Origin of the sequence: Rhodopseudomonas palustris (assembly GCF_003031265.1) — a bacterium.
Taxonomy (GTDB): domain Bacteria; phylum Pseudomonadota; class Alphaproteobacteria; order Rhizobiales; family Xanthobacteraceae; genus Rhodopseudomonas; species Rhodopseudomonas palustris_H.
Genome location: NZ_CP019966.1, coordinates 3,953,314 through 3,972,340, shown reverse-complemented (window position 1 = coordinate 3,972,340; position 19,027 = coordinate 3,953,314). Strand labels below are relative to the sequence as shown.

Below are 19,027 nucleotides of genomic sequence, written 5' to 3'. Positions count from 1 at the left end.
TGGGAGTCGATCTCCGCTGTCGCATCGTCACACGCGGGCTTGACCCGCGTGTCGCTTGCTTTCTTCGTCATTGCGAGCGAAGCGAAGCAATCCAGCTTCGTGCACTGAGCTGGATTGCTTCGTCGCTGCGCTCCTCGCAATGACGGGGTGGGCTTGATTTCCTTCGACCTCTCCGAGGCCATCCCATGACCACTCACACCGATCCCTTGGTCTCCACTGATTGGCTCGCTGCGCGGCTCGGCAATCCGACCGTCAAGATCATCGACGCCAGCTTCAAGATGCCCGGCGTGCTGCCGTTGCCGGCGGACGATCATCTCGCCGCGCACATTCCGGGTGCGGTGTTCTTCGACGTCGATGCGGTATCGGATCACAGCAGTTCGCTGCCGCATATGTATCCGAGCGCCGATCAGTTCGCGCGCGATGTCGAAGCGCTCGGCATCTCGTCGGGCGACACAGTGGTTGCTTACGATGCAGGCGGCTGGGTCGCGGCGCCGCGGGCGTGGTGGATGTTTCTGTCGTTCGGCCATGCCGACATTCGGATCCTCGACGGCGGGCTGAAGAAATGGGTGGCCGAGGGCCGGCCGACCGAGGCGGGCAAGCCGACGATTACGCCGGGCCGGTTCAGCGCCAAGCTCGATCCGTCGTTCATCCGCAGCCGCGATCAGCTCGTTGCCAATCTCGACAGCGGGGCCGAGCAGGTGATCGACGCCCGGGCTGCGCCGCGATTCGAGGGCAGCGTCGCCGAGCCGCGTCCCGGCCTGCGCGCCGGTCACATCCCGGGCAGCCGCAATCTGCCCTACAACGAGCTGTTCGACGCCGCGACCGGAACGATGAAGCCGCTGGCCGATCTGCGGCAGGCGTTCGAGCGGGCCGGGCTCGATCTCGGCCGGCCGGTGGTCACGAGCTGCGGCTCCGGCGTTTCGGCGGCGGTGCTGACGCTGGCGCTGTATCGGCTCGGCGTGCGCGGCTCGGCGCTGTACGACGGCTCGTGGTCGGAGTGGGGCCTTCAGGACGGTCCGCCGGTCGCAACCGGTCCAGCGGCGTAACCGCAGCTTTTCTTACAGACCGGTACCCGATCCCGGCTGCGGCTGCTCGGCGCGCGGCGTGCGCCGCCGCGCCACCTGACGCCGCTTCTTCAGCGGACGCCGGACCACCGGCTTCGGGCGCGCCACCGGCAGCGGCGTCGCGTCTGGCGGCGGCAGGGTTTCGCCGATTGATCCAGTGACATCTGTGGTCGGATTGTCTGCGGCAGGGGCCGCAGGCGTGGCCGCGTTGGGCGCAGCGGTGGTGTTGGCGGCGGTCTTGGTCCTGTCGCGCGGGTCGCGGCGCGGCGTCGGGATCGGACCGGACAGCGGGGCAACTTCCGGCAGCGCCTCGGCGGCAGGTTCGGTCGCTGCCGGAGCGGCCGGTGCCGCGGGCGCCGACGTCTCGGTAGCGGCAGTTTGCGCTGGTGCAGCCGGAGTGGCGGGTTTCTCAGCTCCGGCCTGCGGCTTGTCGTCGGGCTTTGGCGCGTCGGCCGAAGTCGTCGCAGTCGTGGTGGCTGGCGGCGCCGCCGGAGCCACAGCGTCAGGCGTGGCGGCCTGCTGCTGCGGCTGGGGCGAATTGGCTTGCGGCGCCGGGTCCGGGGCGGCCGGCGTCTGTTCAGCTTGCGGCGGCTGTGCTGCCGGCGCGGCGGCGGGGGTGTCGGCCGCAGCGGGCTGCAGCGCGGCGGTCTGCGCCGGCTCGGGGGCTTTGGCGTCGGGTTTCGCAGCTTCGTTGCCGAGAGATGCGACGTCTGCCGCGGCCGGATCGATTGCACTCGGGCTTTGGTTTGCAACTGCGGCAGGCGGTTCAGCGGTGGGTGCCGGCGGATCGACCCGGAGCATGCTCAGGCTCGGCGTCGGAGCCTCGGGTGCCCGCGCCAGCAGCGTGATCGCCGGCGGACGCACCGTGTGGACGTTCACGAATTGCTCGTGCGCAGCCCGGAGCAGGGCGGCGGCACCGAGACCGAACACCAACAATGAGACCGCAAGCGTCATCGCCGCGAACAGAAACCGGAAACCGGGAAGCATTTCGGATGTATTCCGTCGTCGCACATCGGATCGCGACGACACTTATGACCCACACCAACGCGGCGACCACTACGACATCGGTTCGCGGCGCACTCAAAACCAGCCGCGAATCAAGCCATCTGAGAATAGCGCAAAACGAGTCGCATCACGCGCCGCGAAACGACTCAGCGACTCGATTGCCGCCTGATGCGGCCGAAGGTTGCTGGCGGACGGTCTCAGTCGCGCAGCGCGTGCGCCGAGATGGTTTGGGCAGCCGCACGCGGTAGTCTCTAAAGGCCCTCTCGGGCTGCAAACCCTTCGCGGGCGGCAAATATCGCCAAAATTCGCGTGATTGTGCCGGCCTCGTCTTGAATGCGCCGTGATCCTCCGGCATTTCCGGCCCCGTTAACGGTCCGGTTGCCGCTCCGACTTACAAACGGGTTATGATGAACAAGCGCTTACTGACGTTGCTGGCGTCCGCTGCCGTGGTCGCCGCGGGAACCTCCGCCGCGCTCGCGCAGAGCTATCCCTCGACCCCCGGCGCTTATATCGGGCAAGCCGGCGAGGACCGTCCCGGCCTGCCGAATTTCGACAGCATCGACGATGAGGATGCGCCCACCGCGCGCCAGTCCGCAACGCTGCCGCCGCCCGGCCCGGTGACCTCGCCAGGCGACCCGCGCTACGGCGGTTCGGCCGCGCCGACCTATTCCAATGCCGCCCCGCAAGGCCCGGTGCTGTCGCCTGACGATCCGCGCTATGGCCGCCCGATGGGCGCCCCGACCTATTCCAACGCAGCACCGGCCGCCGGCCCGCAGGGGCCCGTGATGTCGCCCGACGATCCGCGTTACGGCCGCCCGACCGGCGCCACGAGCTATTCGAATGCGGCCCCGGGCGCCGCGCCGCAGGGACCGGTGATGTCGCCGGATGATCCTCGCTACGGCCGTCCAATGGGCCCGCCGTCGGTGATCTATTCCGATCGTGGCGACGGTGGCGTGCGTCCGCCGGCTGGTGTTGGCGGCGGAGCGCCGTCGGCTCAGCCCGGCGCCGATGGCCGGCCGATGCAGGTCTCGGCGTTGCCGCCGGAAGAACAGCCGGACGTCGATCAGACCGTGCAACTGCCGCCCAATCTGCGCCGGCAGGAGGTCGACTTCGCCACCAAGGAGCCGGCCGGCACCATCGTGGTCGATACCGCTAACACTCATCTCTATTATGTGCTCGGCAACGGGCGCGCGATCCGCTACGGCGTCCGCGTCGGTCGCGACGGTTTCACCTGGAACGGCGTGCAGAAGATCACCCGCAAGGCGGAGTGGCCGGATTGGCATCCGCCGGCGGAAATGATCGAGCGCCAACCCTATCTGCCGCGCTTCATGGCCGGCGGTCCGGGCAACCCGATGGGCGCCCGCGCAATGTATCTCGGCTCCACCGTGTACCGCATCCACGGCACCAACCAGCCGTCGACGATCGGCAAGTTCGTGTCCTCCGGCTGCATCGGCATGCTGAACGACGACGTCAGCGATCTGTTCGAGCGCGCCAAGGTCGGTACCCGCGTGGTGGTGCTGCCGGGCTCGCCGCCGAAGAACACCGCAACTGCTCAGGCGCAGCCCGCCATGGCGCCGGGTGCGCAGTCCCCGGCGTTGCCGCCGGCGCCGCTGCCGGGTGCGCAGCCGACGTCGGTAGCGCCGCTGCCGGCACCGGTCACGATCCGCTAAGCGCGACCGATTCCAGATTTGAAACGCCCGCCGGTGGTTCGCCGGCGGGCGTTTTGCTTTTGCGATGATGGTTCGAGACTTAGTGCCGCGTCGGCTTGTGGCCGTGCTTGGCGTGCCAAGCCGGGCCGGGGCCGCGCATGTAGTACATCTCCGGCCGGTAGGGATTGAACGCCTGGACGAAGAACTGCCGCCAGAACAGCCGGATTTCGCTCAGCAGGCTGGTGTCCGGGCCGGCCTGCTCGTCGTGATGCACTTCGGTGGTCGTGGTGAGGCTCGCCATGCTGATCGCCCCAAGGGTCGGCGCCGCGCCGACCCGGCAGCGTATCCGTCGCCGCTGTGAGGAGACGAGTGTTGGACGAGGTCGTTAAAATTGTCTTCGAATCGTTCGTGCCTCGGAAACGCACGAGAACAGGCTTAATCGCCTCTTAACGTCGCGCGTCCTCGGGTTGCCCTTTGCGGGCCGCACCGTTACATCAGCGGCAACCGATTTTCCCCGCACGCACCGCGTTCAAGGACCACGATGGCTCGCCAGTTCGTCTATTTCATGCAGGGTCTGACCAAGGCCTATCCGACCCGCAAGGTGCTGGATAACGTTCATCTGTCGTTCTACCCGGACGCCAAGATCGGCGTTCTCGGCGTCAACGGCGCCGGTAAATCGACCCTGCTGAAGATCATGGCGGGGATCGACAAGGAATATACCGGTGAAGCCTGGGTCGCCGAAGGCGCCCGCGTCGGCTACCTCGAACAGGAGCCGAAGCTCGATCCGGCACTCTCGGTTCGTGAAAACGTCATGCTCGGCGTCGCCAAGCAGAAGGCGATCCTCGATCGCTATAACGAGCTGGCGATGAACTACTCCGAGGAGACCGCCGACGAGATGACGGCGCTGCAGGACCAGATCGAGTCCGCAGGGCTGTGGGATCTCGACAGCAAGGTCGATCAGGCGATGGACGCGCTGCGCTGCCCGCCGGATGACGCCGACGTCTCCAAGTTGTCGGGCGGTGAGCGTCGCCGCGTCGCGCTGTGCAAGCTGCTGCTCGATCAGCCCGACCTGCTGCTGCTCGACGAACCGACCAACCATCTCGACGCCGAGAGCGTGTCGTGGCTGGAAAGCCATCTGCGCAACTATCCGGGCGCCATCCTGATCGTCACCCACGATCGCTACTTCCTCGACAACGTCACGAGCTGGATCCTCGAGCTCGATCGCGGCCGCGGCATTCCCTACGAGGGCAACTACTCGTCCTGGCTGGTTCAGAAGCAGAAGCGGCTGCTGCAGGAAGGCCGCGAGGATGCGGCCCATCAGAAGACCCTCGAGCGCGAGCAGGAGTGGATTGCGTCGTCGCCCAAGGCCCGGCAGGCCAAATCCAAGGCGCGCTATCAGCGCTACGAGGAACTGCTCGCCAAGGCCTCGGAGAAGCAGACCCAGACCGCGCAGATCATCATTCCGGTGGCGGAGCGGCTCGGCAACAACGTGGTCGATTTCGAGCACCTCACCAAGGGCTTCGGCGATCGGCTGCTGATCGACGATCTCACCTTCAAGCTGCCGCCGGGCGGCATCGTCGGCGTGATCGGCCCGAACGGCGCCGGCAAGACCACGCTGTTCCGGATGATCACCGGGCAGGAGAAGCCGGATTCCGGCACCATCACGGTCGGCGAGACGGTGCGGCTCGGCTATGTCGATCAGTCGCGTGACGCGCTCGATCCGAAGAAGACCGTCTGGGAGGAAATCTCGGACGGCAACGAGCTGATCCTGCTCGGCAAGAAGGAAGTCAATTCGCGCGGCTACTGCTCGGCCTTCAACTTCAAGGGCGGCGACCAGCAGAAGAAGGTCGGCTCGCTGTCGGGCGGTGAACGCAACCGCGTCCACCTCGCCAAGATGCTGAAGTCGGGCGCCAACGTGCTGCTGCTCGACGAACCGACCAACGACCTCGACGTCGACACGCTGCGCGCGCTCGAAGAGGCGCTGGAGGATTTCGCCGGCTGCGCCGTGATCATCAGTCACGACCGCTGGTTCCTCGACCGTATCGCGACGCACATTCTGGCGTTCGAAGACGACAGCCACGTCGAGTGGTTCGAAGGTAACTTCCAGGACTACGAAAAGGACAAGATGCGCCGGCTGGGTCAGGATGCCATCATCCCGCACCGCGCCAAGTATAAGAAGCTGACGCGGTAATTCAGCGGCGCCGGGACACCCGGCTTCATCAGGCGGCGGAGGGCATCAATGGCCTCCGGACTATCAGGCGGAAACTTCGCATGGCGCGCCAGTTGGCGCGTGGCGGTGTTTTTGCTCTTGATGTTCGGTGTGCCTCTGGTGCTCTACACACTCGATCGCTTCGCCGGCAATGTTGACGTCTCACTGGCGGAAGCGATCCGGCTGACCACCGGCACGATCGTCGGGTCGTTTCTGTATCTGCTGTTCGCTCTGGCGCTGGTCTTCCCTTGCTTGCAGCGCGTCGCCATGCTCGGTCTGCCGCGCTTGCTCGGCCTGCTCGTTCCGCTGCTGATCCTGCTCGACTTTCCATTTTTCGTGGCCGGCGATGCGCCGACGCCGTTCGGCAGTTCGATCGGCTGGCCGAGCGGTACCGTGCCGATTTATCTGATCACGGCCTTCGGACTGATCGCCGCGATGGCTTTGGCTCATCCTATCCTACTTCCCTTGCGGCCCGTGCAGCGATGGCTCGGCGCTGCCGCGCTCGGGATCGCCATCATTGTTGTTCTGGAATTTGGATTCGTGGTCGGCATCGCGAGCTGGATGGCCTCGATCGTGGCTAACTTGCCGGATGATGAAGCGCCGCCTGCGGCGTTTGTGCCGCTGCTGATCGCGAGCGGCTGGGTGCCGTGGAGCACGCCGCTGTTGTGCGTGGCTTTGCTCGGGCTGGCGACGTGGTGGGGTGTGGCTTCGCGCCGGATGGAGAGACCCGCGGTCTGAGCATCGGCCGCGCGACGAACCGCCTGGGGATTGCAAAATCCAGCAGGATCAATAGCTTTTCCCTCGCAGACTCGGGGGCGCAAGGGACGCTGGATGGCTGACTGGAATGCCGAGCAATATCTGAAATTCGAAGACGAGCGGACCCGTCCGGCGCGGGATCTGTTGGCACAGGTGCCGACCACGGCGCCGCGCAAGGTCGCTGACATCGGCTGCGGGCCGGGCAACTCCACCGCGCTGCTGGTCGAGCGCTGGTCCGAGGCGTCGGTGATCGGCGTCGACACCTCCGCCGACATGCTGCGCCAGGCCCGCGAGCGGCTGCCGCAACACAAGTTCATCGAGGCCAATGTCGCGCATTGGGCGCCGCCGGCTGGCACCGACGTGCTGTTCGCCAACGCGGTGTTCCAATGGGTGCCCGACCATCTCAAGCAGCTCAAGCGGCTGTTGTCGGCTCTCGACAGCGGCGGCGTGCTCGCGGTGCAGATGCCGGACAATCTCGATGAGCCGTCGCACATCATGATGCGTGAGGTGGCGCTGCAGGAGCCGTGGCGGCATCAGCTCTCCAAGGCCGTCGAACTGCGCGACACGCTGCCGAAGCCGAGCGTGTACTACGATGCGCTGAAGCCGTTGTGCAGCCGGCTGGAGATCTGGCACACGGTTTACAACCACGCGCTCGACGGCCCCGAAGCGATCGTCGAGTGGGTCAAGGGCACCGGGCTGCGGCCGTTCATCGATCCGCTCGAGCTGCCGGAACGTAAGACCTATCTGGCGGCCTATACGGCGCGGATCGCCGCGGCCTATCCGGCGCAGGCCGACGGCAAGGTGCTGCTGCGATTTCCGCGGATCTTCATCGTCGCGGTGAAGTAACTGCCGAGAGGCAGCGTCATGGCGGCTCCACGCAGGCGCGTGGTGTTATGCTGCCGTTCCGTTCCGTTCGCTGCCACGAACTGCGGTTAAACGCCGCTCCTCTGCGTCTCGACAGAATCGGAGGGAGTTCCCAAGTGACTGTTCGCCCAATTCAGCTGTTCGGAGCTTTCCTACATGTCGATGACACCCGAGACGCCGCTGCCGCCGAAAGGACTGGGGCTGCGGCCGATCCCCATGCTGATCTTCGGTTCGCGCTGGCTGCAATTGCCGCTGTATGTCGGCCTGATCGTCGCGCAGGGCATCTACGTCATTCTGTTCCTGAAGGAGCTGTGGCATCTGTTCCAGCACTCCTTCGACTTCAGCGAGCAGCAGATCATGCTCGCGGTGCTGGGGCTGATCGACGTGGTGATGATCTCGAACCTGCTGGTGATGGTGATCGTCGGCGGCTACGAGACGTTCGTGTCGCGGCTCAACCTGCGCGGGCACCCCGACGAGCCGGAGTGGCTCAGCCACGTCAATGCCAGCGTGCTGAAGATAAAGCTGGCGATGGCGATCATCGGCATCTCGTCGATCCATCTGCTGCGCACCTTCATCGAAGCCGGCAACCTCGGCGCGGTCGGCAAGGTGAGCGGCTACACGGAGACCGGTGTGATGTGGCAAACCATCATCCACACCGTGTTCATCCTGTCGGCGATCGGCATCGCCTGGGTCGACCGGATTTCGAATCTGGCGACCGAAGAAGAGAAGGCCAAGGGGCATCATTGATGCGCCGCCTGGCCGCGCTGGCAGGTGCCGTCGTCGCAGCCGCATGGCTGACGTTCGGCGTCGCGCCGGCGCGGGCCGCAGACGCCGGCTTCGATCGCTTCCTCGCCGAGCTGTGGCCCGAGGCGCGCGAAGCCGGTGTGTCGCGCGCGACGTTCGACGCCGTCACCGCCGGGCTCGAGCCGGACTACAAGCTGCCCGACCTGATCCTGCCCGGCCGGCCGAAGACCGGCGCGCCGCGTCAGGCCGAATTCGTCCAGGTCCCGGCGGACTATCTGAAGGAAGCGCGGATCGAGAGCCTGGCCGCGCATGGCCGCACGCTGATGCAGCGCTATCGTCCGACACTGGATGCAATCGAGCGCAAGTTCGGCGTGCCCGCCACGGTGGTGCTGGCGATCTGGGGCCGCGAGACCGACTACGGCCGTTACAAGCTGCCCTACGACGCGGTGCGGGTGATGGCGACGCAGGCCTATGTCGGCCGCCGCAAGGACCAGTATCGAACAGAATTCATCCTGGCGATGAAGATCATCGGCGAGGGCGCAGTGACGCGGCAGGGGATGCGTTCGTCCTGGGCCGGCGCCACCGGCCTGACCCAGTTTCTACCGTCCGAGTACTACAAGCACGGCGTCGACTTCGACGGCGATGGACGCGTCGATATCTGGCATTCGGTGCCGGACGCGCTGGCGTCGGCTGCACAGCAGCTCGTCAACAAGGGCTGGCAGAGCGGACTGCGCTGGGTCTACGAGGTCAAGGCGCCGGCGCGCGTCGACTGCACCGAAGGCGTGCCGGAAGTCACCAAGCCGATCGGGCAATGGCTGCGTGAAGGCTTCACGCTCGCCCGGCCGGATCGTCTGAGCGCGACCGAGCGCGAGCAGCCGGCGTCATTGCTGCAGCCCGAAGGCATTTACGGTCCGGCGTTCCTGACCACGAAGAACTACTTCGTCATCAAGGAATACAATTTTTCGGATCTGTATGTGCTGTTCGTCGGCCATCTCGCCGACCGGATGACCGATCCGCGCCCGTTCGCCACCCCGTGGTCGGCCACCAAGCAGCTGCGCACCACCGACGTCGAGGCGATGCAGCGCGGATTGGAGCGGCTCGGGATCTATCGCGACAAGATCGATGGCAAGGCCGGGATGCTGACCCGTGCGGCGCTCGGCGCCTACCAGAAGCGCGCCGGACTGCAGGTCGATTGCTGGCCGAGCGAGGCGGTGCTGCGCTCGATCCAGGCGGCGCGCTGAGGGCAAACAAAAACCCGGCCGATTGCGCGGCCGGGTTCAGCATTCAGACGGGCGCAGGCTGTGCGCCGCGACAGGATCAATCGCAAACGCGGACGCGGCGCGAACGCCACACGCCAGCGTAGTCGTCCCAGAAGCGCTCGCGGACCCAGTGGCAGTCCGGCTCTTCGACATAAACCGGGGCAGGGGCGGCATAGGCGGGGCGGCTGGCGGCGATCGCGCCACCCAGCAGGGCGCCGCCGATCAGGCCACCCGCAACGCCGGCGGCGATCCGGCCGCCATCGGCCTTCGCGGCCGGGGCGACGCCGACCAGCGAACCGGCGATGGTCGCGGCCGCAAGCAGGACGGTGACAGTCTTCTTCATTTGAGAGGCTCTCCTGAGATCGCGCCGCGCCCGGCGCTGTTGAACGAACCGGTAGTCCCCGACGGCACAGCATCAAAAAAGCGCAATGTCGTCAATTGTCGCGTATCGGCTGGCGGATCAGTGTCGCGCAAAAACGGTGTTTTTCGGGCGATACCGTCGACGCCCGGAATCCGGGCGTTCAGGCTGTTGGTTGGTCGGACGCGGCGGTGAAAGGTTCACCGTCAGTCGCAGACTCGGATCCGGCGGATTCGCCAGCCGTAGCCGTCCCAGAACCGCTGCCGCTGCCAGTAGCAGCCGCCGTAATAGCCGGGCGACGCGACATAGGCCGGGGCCGGCGCGTAGCCGTAATAGCGCGGGCCATAGCTGTAGTAGCGCGGGCCGTAGCCATAGCCGCCGCCGTAATAGTAGCCGCCCGGGCCGTAATACGGCGAGGACAGCGCGCCGCCGATGAGCGCACCGCCGATCAGACCGGCGGCGATTCCGGCGCCGAAGCCGTCATGCGCCTGGGCGGGCGCGGTGGACCCGACGGCCGTCACGGCCATCGCAGCGGCCGCGGCCAACGCCATCATCGACTTTCTCATGGCATCACCTCTCGAACGAGCACCGGACCCGATGGGCCGCGGGCGCGACCCCGCCATGGTCCAGCACCCGGAACCTTTCACCATTCGATTGAACGATCCATGAATGCCGCCGCCGCAGTGCTGCCATGGTCGGTTCCGCGCGGGCGATCGTGCCGTTGGATGCGCGGCGAGGGAGCGTGGCTTCCCGGACGTCTGTGCGCCGTCGTGCAGGTTTCAGGTCAGCGCGGGATGTCCCGTTTTCCCCGTTGTAAGGGGCGTGCAAGTTGGGGACGCGCGATCTCGATTGAGCAAAATCAAACGGCCAGTTGCAGATTGGAATAGCTTGAAGTTGCACGTTTTCCTTTTGCGTCTGCGAGTGCATCTCACTATCCAAAAGCTTGTTACTGCTGGATCGAGACCGATGATCGTTTGTTCTTGCAACGTCCTGAGCGACCACGATGTGCGGGCCACTATGCACAGCGAAGGTGGTCCCGCGCGGAACCCCGGTGAGGTTCACCGCTGCCTCGGCTGCAGCCGAAAGTGCGGCCGCTGCATGCACACCATCAAGAACATCATGAACGAAGCGCTGTGCGGCGCGGCAGAGCGTCGCGCCGGCTCCTAAGTGTTTTGATGGGCTGTTGATCGGGTGAGCCGGGATTGCATCTCACCCGCGTTATGATCTAGAATTATTCTAATTCTAAAGCGGCCAGCCCTGGCCGCCGATTGCAGGAGTGACGGATTCACATGAAGGGCGATGCCAAGGTCATCGAATATCTCAACCGCGGTCTGCGCAGCGAACTGACGGCCATCAATCAGTACTGGCTGCACTATCGCCTGCTCGACAATTGGGGTCTGAAGGATCTCGCCAAGACCTGGCGCAAGGAATCCATCGAAGAGATGGTCCACGCCGACAAGCTCACCGATCGCATCATCTTCCTCGACGGCTTCCCGAACATGCAGGTGCTCGATCCGCTGCGGATCGGCCAGAACGTCAAGGAAGTGCTGAACGCCGACCTGCAGGCCGAGATCGACGCGCGCGCGCTGTATCAGGAAGCGGCAACCTACTGCCACAGCGTCAAGGACTACGTGTCGCGCGACCTGTTCGAGCAGCTGATGAAGGACGAGGAACATCACATCGATTTCCTCGAGACCCAGCTCGATCTGGTGAACCGGATCGGCGTCGAGCTGTATCAGCAGCACCACATCGGCGAACTCGATCACGACTGATCGGTTCGTGCCGCGCACTCCGTCGGCCGGTTCGGCCGACGACCGCGCGGGGCTCACGTCGTCCGGCGCGGCTGTTGCGCCGGCGACAGCGGGCAGTCCCGATAGGCTGCCTCGATTGCCGGCTCCGAGCCGTCGACCTTGAACAGAGCCGTGCTGGTGCCGGCGTTCAATGACCTGATCCGCACAACAAGCTGGGTCGACTCGCGCAGGTCGGCGATGAACTGCTGCAGCGCCGCGGGCTCTTCGACGACGATCACCTGATGCCCCAGCAGCACCCGCGACTCCACCGCATCGCGCCCCGGCTTGTCGTCGAACCGATACCCCAGGCTGGTGTTACGGTCGCTGCCGATCTTGAAGCCGAAACCGACCTTCACGATCGGCCGCTTCTCGAAGCAGGTGAGCTGGAGCGTCGCCAGCGAGACCAGCAGCGGATCGGTACTGTTCGACGCCCGGTTGGTCAGGGTGATGGCGCCGGCGACAGGCGCGCCGGTGATGAGGTCTGGCCGCTGATCGATCCGCCAACTGCCGGATTTCAGCGAGCCGTCGCTGACGCATCCGGCCAACACGACGGCGATGACGCAACTCGCAACACGCACTGCAACCTCCCCCGGCCGCAGCGTTAATCTGCAACTTAAGCGTGCGTAACGCAAGCGCGACGCGAAAGGTCGAAATGCGAAGGCCCGGCTTCGGGTGAAGCCGGGCCTTCAGGCTAAGTGGTCGGCGAGAAGCGGATTACGCCGCGCGCACCGAGCTGAGGAAGCGCGCCACCTCGGTCTTGAGCTGCGCGCTGTCGGTCGATAGCGACCGCGCCGCTGCCAGCACCTGCGACGACGACATCCCGGTCTCGGCCGCGCCGCGCTCGACGTCGGCGATGTTGGCGCTGACCTGCATCGTGCCCTGGGCCGCCTGCTGCACGTTCCGCGAGATCTCCTGGGTCGCCGAGCCCTGCTGCTCGACCGCCGAGGCGATGGCGGACGAGATTTCCGACATCTGGCCGATGGTGGTGCCGATCTCCTTGATCGCCGACACCGACTCTTCGGTCGCGGCCTGCATGCCGGAAATCTGCTGGCTGATTTCGTCGGTCGCCTTCGCGGTCTGCTCGGCGAGCGCCTTCACTTCCGCCGCGACCACCGCGAAGCCGCGGCCGGCTTCACCGGCGCGGGCCGCCTCGATGGTGGCATTGAGAGCGAGCAGGTTGGTCTGGCCGGCGATGGTGTTGATCAGGTCGACCACGTCGCCGATCCGCTGCGCCGCCGTGGCGAGCTGATTGATGCGGTCGTTGGTCTTGTTGGCCTGCTGCACGGCCGAGCTGGCGATCCGCGAGGAGTCCTGCACCTGACGGCTGATCTCGTGGATCGAGGATGCCATTTCCTCGGTGGCCGAGGCGACCGACTGCACATTGCTGGTGGCGATCTCCGAGGCGCCGGCGACGGCGGCGGTGAGCTTCTCGGCTTCCTCGGCGGTGTGCGCCATCTTGCTGGCGGAGGCCTCCAGTTCGGTCGATGCGCTCGACACCGCTTCGACGATGCGGCCGACAGCGCCCTCGAAGGCGTCGGCGAGCTTCTGCATTTCCTGCTTGCGCTGCTGTGCCGCCACTTCGTCCTGATGCGCCTTCTGCTCGGCCTCTTCGCGGGCGCGATGATCGGCATTCTCGCGGATCACCACCACGGTCTTGGCCATATCGCCGATCTCGTCGCCGCGCGCGGCGCCGGGAATTTCGACGTCGAGCTGGCCGCCTGCCATCTTGTCCAGCGCCCCGTTCAGCCGCATCAGCGGCCGCGAGATGCCGAAGAAGGTGAACACCATCGAGATCACCAGCGAGATCATCACCACCATGCCGAGGGCGAAGTTGATCCGGTTGGCGCTGGACAACTCGTCCGCGGCCTGGGTCTTGGTCGCCTTGGCGGCCTTCTCGGCGCGCTCCACCGCTTCGCCCATCAGACCGAGCGCCTGCGTCGCGACCGAGTGGGCCTGGCTGATGAGCTGATCGCGCTTGGCCTTGTCGGCATCGCTGGCGCCGCCTGACTGGCCGGATTTGGCCAGCTTGCCGACTTCGGTCATCGCGCCATCGTACTGCGTCGTCAGCGCGCCGATCGAGCGCAGGCGTTCCTTGTCGGCGCCGTCTGCGATCTGCGCCACCGCGGTGCTGATCCCACGATCGATCGTTTCCCGCGCGTCGTGCAGCCCGGTGAGGGCGCTGTCGACCTGCGCCGGCGTCGAGGCGAGGCGGAGCTCGGCTGCGGCAAGCTGCATCCGGCGCAGTGCGACGTTGGCTTCGAGACCGTGATCGGCGACCATCTGCTGCGCATCGGCGCGAGCGTTGACGGCGTTGATCGACCGCTCAGTGGTCAACTGATTGGCCGCCATACCGAGCGACAGCGCGATACTGGTCAAGCTCGCGAGGCCGAGCTTCATTCCGATACTGTTCAGTCTCATGTCGAGAACCTTCGCGTTGGGGGCGGTTCGCCTTCTTTTGGGCCGCGCTGAAATCGTCAGGTGCGCCTCGGGCGCATCGCCGGCAGCACTACGCCTCACCTCGTGAAACCACGGTTAACATTGGGGTTCTGGAATTACCCCGCGCGGCAAATAGTTACCTGTAATCAGGCAGATACGACGCAAGTCGTGTGCTGAGATGCCTTACGTAGTTGTCCGGATGTCGTCCGCGGGTGCTCGGCCCCCGTGCGCCTGGCCGCCGACGAAGCCACGCTGCCGCCACCATGTATTCAGCGGCGGTTCAGCAGCCCGGCGCGCATCATCCCGGCACCACACGATCAAGCGGGATGCGGCGATGCGAACCAACACGGCCGGACGGTGGAGCGCACGAGGATCGGCGATCCTGGGGATCGGCATCGCCGCAATCATCACCGGCGGGACAGCCCGCGCTGCAGAGATCTCGGTGCACGATCTGGCGCTGATCGATCGGCTGACCTGGGGCATCAACGGCTCCAGCGTGGCGCAATTCCAGAAGCTCGGCGCCGCGCGCTGGGTGGATCAGCAACTGCACCCTGCAGCGGACAGCGCGCTGCCGCAGCCGGTCGCCGCGCAGATCGACGCGATGCCCGATGCGGCCGGCCTGACGCCGGCGGCGATCAATGCGTTTCAGGCGCAGGGCAAGGATGCCGATCAACTCACCGATCCGGAGGCGCGCAAGACCGCGAAGCAGGCGTACCAGCAGGCGCTGAACGACCGCGCCAAGCAGGCGGCGAGCCGTTCGATCCTGCGTGCGCTGTACGCTCCCGCGCAGCTCCGCGAGCGGATGACCTGGTTCTGGCTGAACCATTTCAACGTCCACCAGAGCAAGGCCGAGCTTCGCCTGCTGGTCGGCGACTATGAGGACCGCGCGATCCGCGCCCATGCGCTTGGCAAGTTCGGCGATTTGTTGCGCGCCACGCTGCGGCACCCGGCGATGCTGCGCTATCTCGACAATGCCGGCAATGCCAACGGCCATCTCAATGAGAACTACGCCCGCGAGATCATGGAGCTGCACACCATGGGCGTTGGCAGCGGCTACACCCAGGCCGATGTCGAAGCGCTTGCCAAGATCCTCACCGGCGTCGGCATCGACCTGAAGCCTGAGGACCCGAAGCTGAAGCCGGCGCTGGCTCCGCAGCTGGTCCGCGACGGCGCGTTCGAGTTCAACCCGGCGCGGCACGATTACTCCGACAAGACCTTCCTCGGCCACACCATCCGCGGCAGCGGCTTTGCCGAAGTCGACGAGGCACTCGACCTGATCGTGCACAATCCGGCGACCGCGCAGCATGTGTCGCGCAAGCTCGCGACCTACTTCGTGTCGGACGAGCCGCCGCAATCGCTGATCGACAAGATGGCGAAAGCCTTCACCGCCTCCGACGGCGATATCGCCCAGGTGCTGGCCGCGATGATCGCTGCGCCTGAATTCGATGCGTCGCTGAAGACCGCGGAACGCTTCAAGGATCCGGTCGGCTACGTGTATTCGGCGGTGCGGCTCGCTTATGACGACAAGGTCGTGCTCAACACCGTTCCGATTCAGCGCTGGCTCGGCCGGCTCGGCGAAGGGCTGTATCAGCGCCAGACCCCGGACGGCTATCCGCTGACCGCGACCGCCTGGAACGGCCCGGGCCAGATGATGCTGCGGTTCGAGATCGCACGGCAGATCGGTTCCGGCTCGGCGGGATTGTTCAAGCCGGAGCAGGCCGACGCCAAGGATCGCCCGGCGTTTCCACTGCTGCAGAACGCGCTGTATTTCGGCGGGCTCAGCCGGACGCTGAGTTCGACCACGCGCGGCGCACTCGATCAGGCAATCTCGCCACAGGATTGGAATACGCTGTTTCTGTCCTCGCCCGAATTCATGGTTCGTCAACGCGCGGAGGCTCCGCATGAACCGTCGTGATCTGCTGAAAGCTGTCGCGGCCCTCGCACCGGCCGCATTGACCACCACGATCGCGGGCCGCGTTTGGGCCGCGCCGGCCACCGACGCCAAGCTGCTGGTCGTGTTCCTGCGCGGCGCTTACGATGCCGCCAACGTGCTGGTGCCGGTGTCGAGCAGCTTCTACTACGAGTCCCGGCCGAACCTCGCGATCGCCAAGCCGGACGTCGGCAATCCGAACTCGGCCGTGGTGCTCGATGCTGATTGGGGCCTGCATCCGGCGCTGCGCGACAGCCTGGCGCCGCTATGGACGAACCGCGAGATCGCGTTCGTGCCATTCGCCGGCACTAGCGATGACACCACCCGCAGTCACTTCGAGACCCAGGACACGATCGAACTCGGGCAATCGACCAAAGGTTCGCGTGACTATCGCTCCGGCTTCATGAGCCGGCTTGCGGCGGAACTGACGCGGGTGAAGCCGATCGCCTTCACCGAACAGCTGCCGCTGATTTTCCGCGGCCAAGCGGAGATTCCGAATATCGCACTCGGTAATGTCGGTAAGCCCGGCGTGGATGACCGCCAGGCCGAGCTGATCAAGCAGATGTACGCAAAGACCAAGCTCGCGTCCGCAGTGGCCGAAGGTTTTCGTGTGCGCGACGAGGTGGTGAAGTCGATCGCCGACGAGATGACAGAAGCTAATCGTGGTGCGGTGTCGCCGCGCGGCTTCGAGCTGTCGGCGCGCCGGATCGGCCGGCTGATGCGCGAGCAGTTCAACCTCGGATTCGTCGATGTCGGCGGCTGGGACACCCACGTCAATCAGGGCGCGGCGACCGGTTATCTCGCCGATCGGCTCGGCGAGCTCGGCCGGGCGCTCGCCGGCTTCCGCGAGGAGATCGGGCCAGCGGCCTGGCGCGACAGCGTGGTGGTGGTGATTTCCGAATTCGGCCGCACCTTCCGCGAGAACGGCGATCGCGGCACCGATCATGGCCATGGCAGCGTGTACTGGGTGCTCGGCGGCGGTCTCAATGGCGGCCGCATCGCCGGCGAGCAGATCAAGGTGGCGCAGCCGTCGCTGTTCGAGAACCGCGACTATCCGGTGCTGACCGATTATCGCGCGCTGTTCGCCGGTCTGGTGCAGCGCATGTACGGGCTCGATGCCGCGGCGCTGCAACGGGTCTTCGCCGGCGTGCGTCCGGCCGATCTTGGTCTCGTCTGATTGGCGGGTTCGTGTGATCAGCGCTTCGCGACTTCCACCGCAGCTTCGTTGCGGCGGACGAACGGAAGCGTGAACGGCGCATCGTAGAACAGGCCGTAGGGCGCGCCGACCGGCTGCCATGGCGTCTTGGCGAGCGCGGCGATCAGTTGCTGCTCGCGCTCGCGCAGGTCGCGCCCGGTGCCTGAGAAGCGCAGCGTCGCGATGGTCTGTTCCGGCACGGTGACGATCTGCACCCGCGAGTCGTCGGGCTTCGGCGCAGTCTCGGCCGTGAAGGCCGCCGGCAGGAAGAACCGCATCCGCGTCATGCGGTCCTGCGTCGCGGTTTCGACCGGCGCGGTCATCGCGATCTTCTCCGGCCGTGCGACGTCGACGGGCACCGTCATGGCCACGCGTTCGGAGGCGCCCGATCCGCCGCGATTGGCGCCGGCGATGTAGTTGAACAGCAGCGTGAAGGCCTGGCCGTCGGCATTGCCGCGGCGCTCGAGATCGACCTCGGCCGCGACTCTCGGCGCGTATCGCCTGATCTCGATTGTGTCGCTCGGCCGGTCGAGCACGGTGTAGGCCGGCTCCTCGTACAGCCGCAGCCCGACGATGCCGAGGACGGATTCGGCGACCAGAACCGTGTAGTACCAGATCGCCGAAGCCATGCTGCCGTCTCCGCGCCGCGCTGTGTTGCGCTCCTTGACGTCAGCTAATCATCGCACGGCCATCGGCAAGGTTTTATGTCGCGCGGTTCCGTGTTGTATCGCGGGTGGATGCGATTACCATCGATGGTCTGTCGAAGCCGAAAGGTGCCGCTGCATGTGCCGGAACATCAAGACGCTGTTCAACTTCGAGCCGCCGGCAACCGACGACGAAGTTCGCGCCGCCGCGCTGCAGTTCGTCCGCAAGCTGTCGGGTTTCAATGCGCCGTCGCAGGCCAACGCCGCCGCGTTCGATCGCGCGGTGAGCGAGATCACCGACGTGGCCCGCACGCTGCTGCTGTCGCTGCAGACCCAGGCCGCGCCGCGCGACCGCGAGGTCGAGGCGGTGAAGGCGAGGGAACGATCGCGCGCGCGGTTCGGCTGACCGCGCGGGCTCATCGAACGAGACGGATCACGCAAGCGGTGCGATCAGTCCTTGTGCTTGCGCTTCTTCTTTTTCTTGCCGCCCTCGGCATGGGCCTCGTCGTCGAGCGCGATCTCGGCTTCGGCATTCGCGGCTTCGATCGCGGCAGCGACTTCACGCTCGGCAGCTTCGCGCGCCGCCAGCTCGAGAGCTTCGGCGGCAAGACGCTCTTCGAGCTCGCGGGCTTCGCGGGCGCGCTGCGCCTTGTAGTCTTCGTAGGCGTCGAAGATCAGGTGCAGCCAGGGCATCACCTGCTCGATCGAGGGGAGCGCACCGGCGGGGCCGGGCTCACCGCGCGGGCCCTGTTCGCCGCGTGGACCTTGCGGGCCTTGCTCACCACGAGGACCTTGCTCGCCGCGCGGGCCTTGTTCACCACGGGGACCTTGCGGGCCCGGCTTGCCTTGCGGGCCGATCGGACCGGGCTTGCCATCGGGGCCCGGCTTGCCGGCGACGCCGGGTTTGCCTTGCGGACCGGCCTTGCCCTGCGGGCCGGGTTTGCCGACCGGGCCTTGCTTGCCGCGGGGGCCCTCGGGGCCGGGACGGCCCGGATGTCCTTGTGGTCCTGGTCGGCCCGGTTCACCGGGACGTCCGCGCGGGCCTTGCGGCCCCGGACGTCCGCGGCGGGTGGATTCAGCTTCAGCCACGCAACGCCCCCAAACGATTCCTGACGGCGTGACTT

Annotated in this window: 20 protein-coding genes; 12 read left to right on the top strand and 8 right to left on the bottom strand. The window is 66.2% G+C overall.

Annotation, left to right across the window (positions count from 1 at the left end):
• Nucleotides 1–185: 185 nt before the first annotated feature.
• Nucleotides 186–1,046, top strand: coding sequence for a 3-mercaptopyruvate sulfurtransferase (sseA, locus tag RPPS3_RS18510; protein WP_107345373.1), 861 nt, complete (start codon nt 186–188; stop codon nt 1,044–1,046).
• A 12-nt stretch (nt 1,047–1,058) separates the two neighbouring features.
• Here the strand turns inward: sseA and RPPS3_RS18505 are convergent, their stop codons facing one another.
• Entirely contained in the window at nt 1,059–2,051 is a 993-nt protein-coding gene (locus RPPS3_RS18505; RefSeq protein WP_107345372.1) for a hypothetical protein, read from the bottom strand.
• A gap of 422 nt (nt 2,052–2,473) precedes the next feature.
• On the opposite strand from RPPS3_RS18505, the gene RPPS3_RS18500 reads away from it, so the two are divergent.
• Nucleotides 2,474–3,739, top strand: coding sequence for a L,D-transpeptidase family protein (locus RPPS3_RS18500; RefSeq protein ID WP_107345371.1), 1,266 nt, complete (start codon nt 2,474–2,476; stop codon nt 3,737–3,739).
• 79 nt (nt 3,740–3,818) lie between these two features.
• On the opposite strand, the gene RPPS3_RS18495 is transcribed toward RPPS3_RS18500, so the two are convergent.
• Entirely contained in the window at nt 3,819–4,019 is a 201-nt protein-coding gene (locus RPPS3_RS18495) for a hypothetical protein (RefSeq protein ID WP_011159149.1), read from the bottom strand.
• A gap of 240 nt (nt 4,020–4,259) precedes the next feature.
• Between RPPS3_RS18495 and ettA the strand changes: the two genes are divergently transcribed.
• The 5 genes from ettA to RPPS3_RS18470 all read left to right on the top strand — a co-directional run bounded on the left by ettA (nt 4,260) and on the right by RPPS3_RS18470 (nt 9,532).
• A complete protein-coding gene (gene ettA / locus RPPS3_RS18490) occupies nt 4,260–5,909 on the top strand; it encodes an energy-dependent translational throttle protein EttA (RefSeq protein WP_107345370.1) in 1,650 nt (549 codons plus the stop codon).
• 48 nt (nt 5,910–5,957) lie between these two features.
• Nucleotides 5,958–6,665 (top strand): hypothetical protein, encoded by a 708-nt coding sequence (locus RPPS3_RS18485; protein WP_159060695.1) that lies wholly within the window; start codon nt 5,958–5,960, stop codon nt 6,663–6,665.
• A gap of 93 nt (nt 6,666–6,758) precedes the next feature.
• Nucleotides 6,759–7,529 (top strand): trans-aconitate 2-methyltransferase, encoded by a 771-nt coding sequence (gene tam / locus RPPS3_RS18480; RefSeq protein ID WP_107345368.1) that lies wholly within the window; start codon nt 6,759–6,761, stop codon nt 7,527–7,529.
• A 174-nt stretch (nt 7,530–7,703) separates the two neighbouring features.
• Nucleotides 7,704–8,294 carry a TIGR00645 family protein gene (locus RPPS3_RS18475; RefSeq protein WP_107345367.1) on the top strand — a complete coding sequence of 197 codons (591 nt, stop codon included), beginning with the start codon at nt 7,704–7,706 and terminating at the stop codon, nt 8,292–8,294.
• Nucleotides 8,294–9,532 (top strand): lytic murein transglycosylase, encoded by a 1,239-nt coding sequence (locus RPPS3_RS18470; protein WP_199852152.1) that lies wholly within the window; start codon nt 8,294–8,296, stop codon nt 9,530–9,532. The genes RPPS3_RS18475 and RPPS3_RS18470 overlap by 1 nt, the downstream gene beginning before the upstream one ends.
• 76 nt (nt 9,533–9,608) lie before the next feature.
• Here the strand turns inward: RPPS3_RS18470 and RPPS3_RS18465 are convergent, their stop codons facing one another.
• Together RPPS3_RS18465 and RPPS3_RS18460 are read right to left on the bottom strand one after the other, a co-directional pair.
• Nucleotides 9,609–9,893: a hypothetical protein gene (locus RPPS3_RS18465; RefSeq protein WP_011159141.1), complete on the bottom strand. Its 285-nt coding sequence runs from the start codon at nt 9,891–9,893 to the stop codon at nt 9,609–9,611.
• Between the two features lie 221 nt (nt 9,894–10,114).
• Complete coding sequence (locus tag RPPS3_RS18460) at nt 10,115–10,474, bottom strand: hypothetical protein (protein ID WP_107345365.1); 360 nt, start codon at nt 10,472–10,474, stop codon at nt 10,115–10,117.
• Nucleotides 10,475–10,577: 103 nt separating this feature from the next.
• On the opposite strand from RPPS3_RS18460, the gene RPPS3_RS24850 reads away from it, so the two are divergent.
• Together RPPS3_RS24850 and bfr are read left to right on the top strand one after the other, a co-directional pair.
• Complete coding sequence (locus RPPS3_RS24850) at nt 10,578–11,075, top strand: (2Fe-2S)-binding protein (protein WP_349626908.1); 498 nt, start codon at nt 10,578–10,580, stop codon at nt 11,073–11,075.
• Between the two features lie 122 nt (nt 11,076–11,197).
• Nucleotides 11,198–11,680, top strand: coding sequence for a bacterioferritin (gene bfr, locus RPPS3_RS18450; protein ID WP_012497027.1), 483 nt, complete (start codon nt 11,198–11,200; stop codon nt 11,678–11,680).
• 53 nt (nt 11,681–11,733) lie between these two features.
• Here bfr and RPPS3_RS18445 read toward each other — a convergent pair whose 3' ends face one another.
• Complete coding sequence (locus tag RPPS3_RS18445; RefSeq protein ID WP_107345364.1) at nt 11,734–12,276, bottom strand: hypothetical protein; 543 nt, start codon at nt 12,274–12,276, stop codon at nt 11,734–11,736.
• Nucleotides 12,277–12,412: 136 nt separating this feature from the next.
• A complete protein-coding gene (locus RPPS3_RS18440; RefSeq protein WP_107345363.1) occupies nt 12,413–14,116 on the bottom strand; it encodes a methyl-accepting chemotaxis protein in 1,704 nt (567 codons plus the stop codon).
• 352 nt (nt 14,117–14,468) lie between these two features.
• Here RPPS3_RS18440 and RPPS3_RS18435 point away from each other — a divergent pair, with 352 nt between their 5' ends.
• Both RPPS3_RS18435 and RPPS3_RS18430 read left to right on the top strand, forming a co-directional pair.
• On the top strand, nt 14,469–16,049 hold the full coding sequence (locus RPPS3_RS18435; protein WP_107345362.1) for a DUF1800 domain-containing protein: 1,581 nt from the start codon (nt 14,469–14,471) through the stop codon (nt 16,047–16,049).
• A complete protein-coding gene (locus RPPS3_RS18430) occupies nt 16,036–17,241 on the top strand; it encodes a DUF1501 domain-containing protein (RefSeq protein WP_107345361.1) in 1,206 nt (401 codons plus the stop codon). The genes RPPS3_RS18435 and RPPS3_RS18430 overlap by 14 nt, the downstream gene beginning before the upstream one ends.
• A 17-nt stretch (nt 17,242–17,258) precedes the next feature.
• On the opposite strand, the gene RPPS3_RS18425 is transcribed toward RPPS3_RS18430, so the two are convergent.
• Nucleotides 17,259–17,888: an SOUL family heme-binding protein gene (locus RPPS3_RS18425; RefSeq protein WP_107345360.1), complete on the bottom strand. Its 630-nt coding sequence runs from the start codon at nt 17,886–17,888 to the stop codon at nt 17,259–17,261.
• A 154-nt stretch (nt 17,889–18,042) separates the two neighbouring features.
• On the opposite strand from RPPS3_RS18425, the gene RPPS3_RS18420 reads away from it, so the two are divergent.
• A complete protein-coding gene (locus RPPS3_RS18420) occupies nt 18,043–18,309 on the top strand; it encodes a DUF2277 domain-containing protein (RefSeq protein WP_107345359.1) in 267 nt (88 codons plus the stop codon).
• 44 nt (nt 18,310–18,353) lie between these two features.
• On the opposite strand, the gene RPPS3_RS18415 is transcribed toward RPPS3_RS18420, so the two are convergent.
• Entirely contained in the window at nt 18,354–18,992 is a 639-nt protein-coding gene (locus tag RPPS3_RS18415; RefSeq protein ID WP_107345358.1) for a collagen-like protein, read from the bottom strand.
• Nucleotides 18,993–19,027 lie beyond the last annotated feature (35 nt).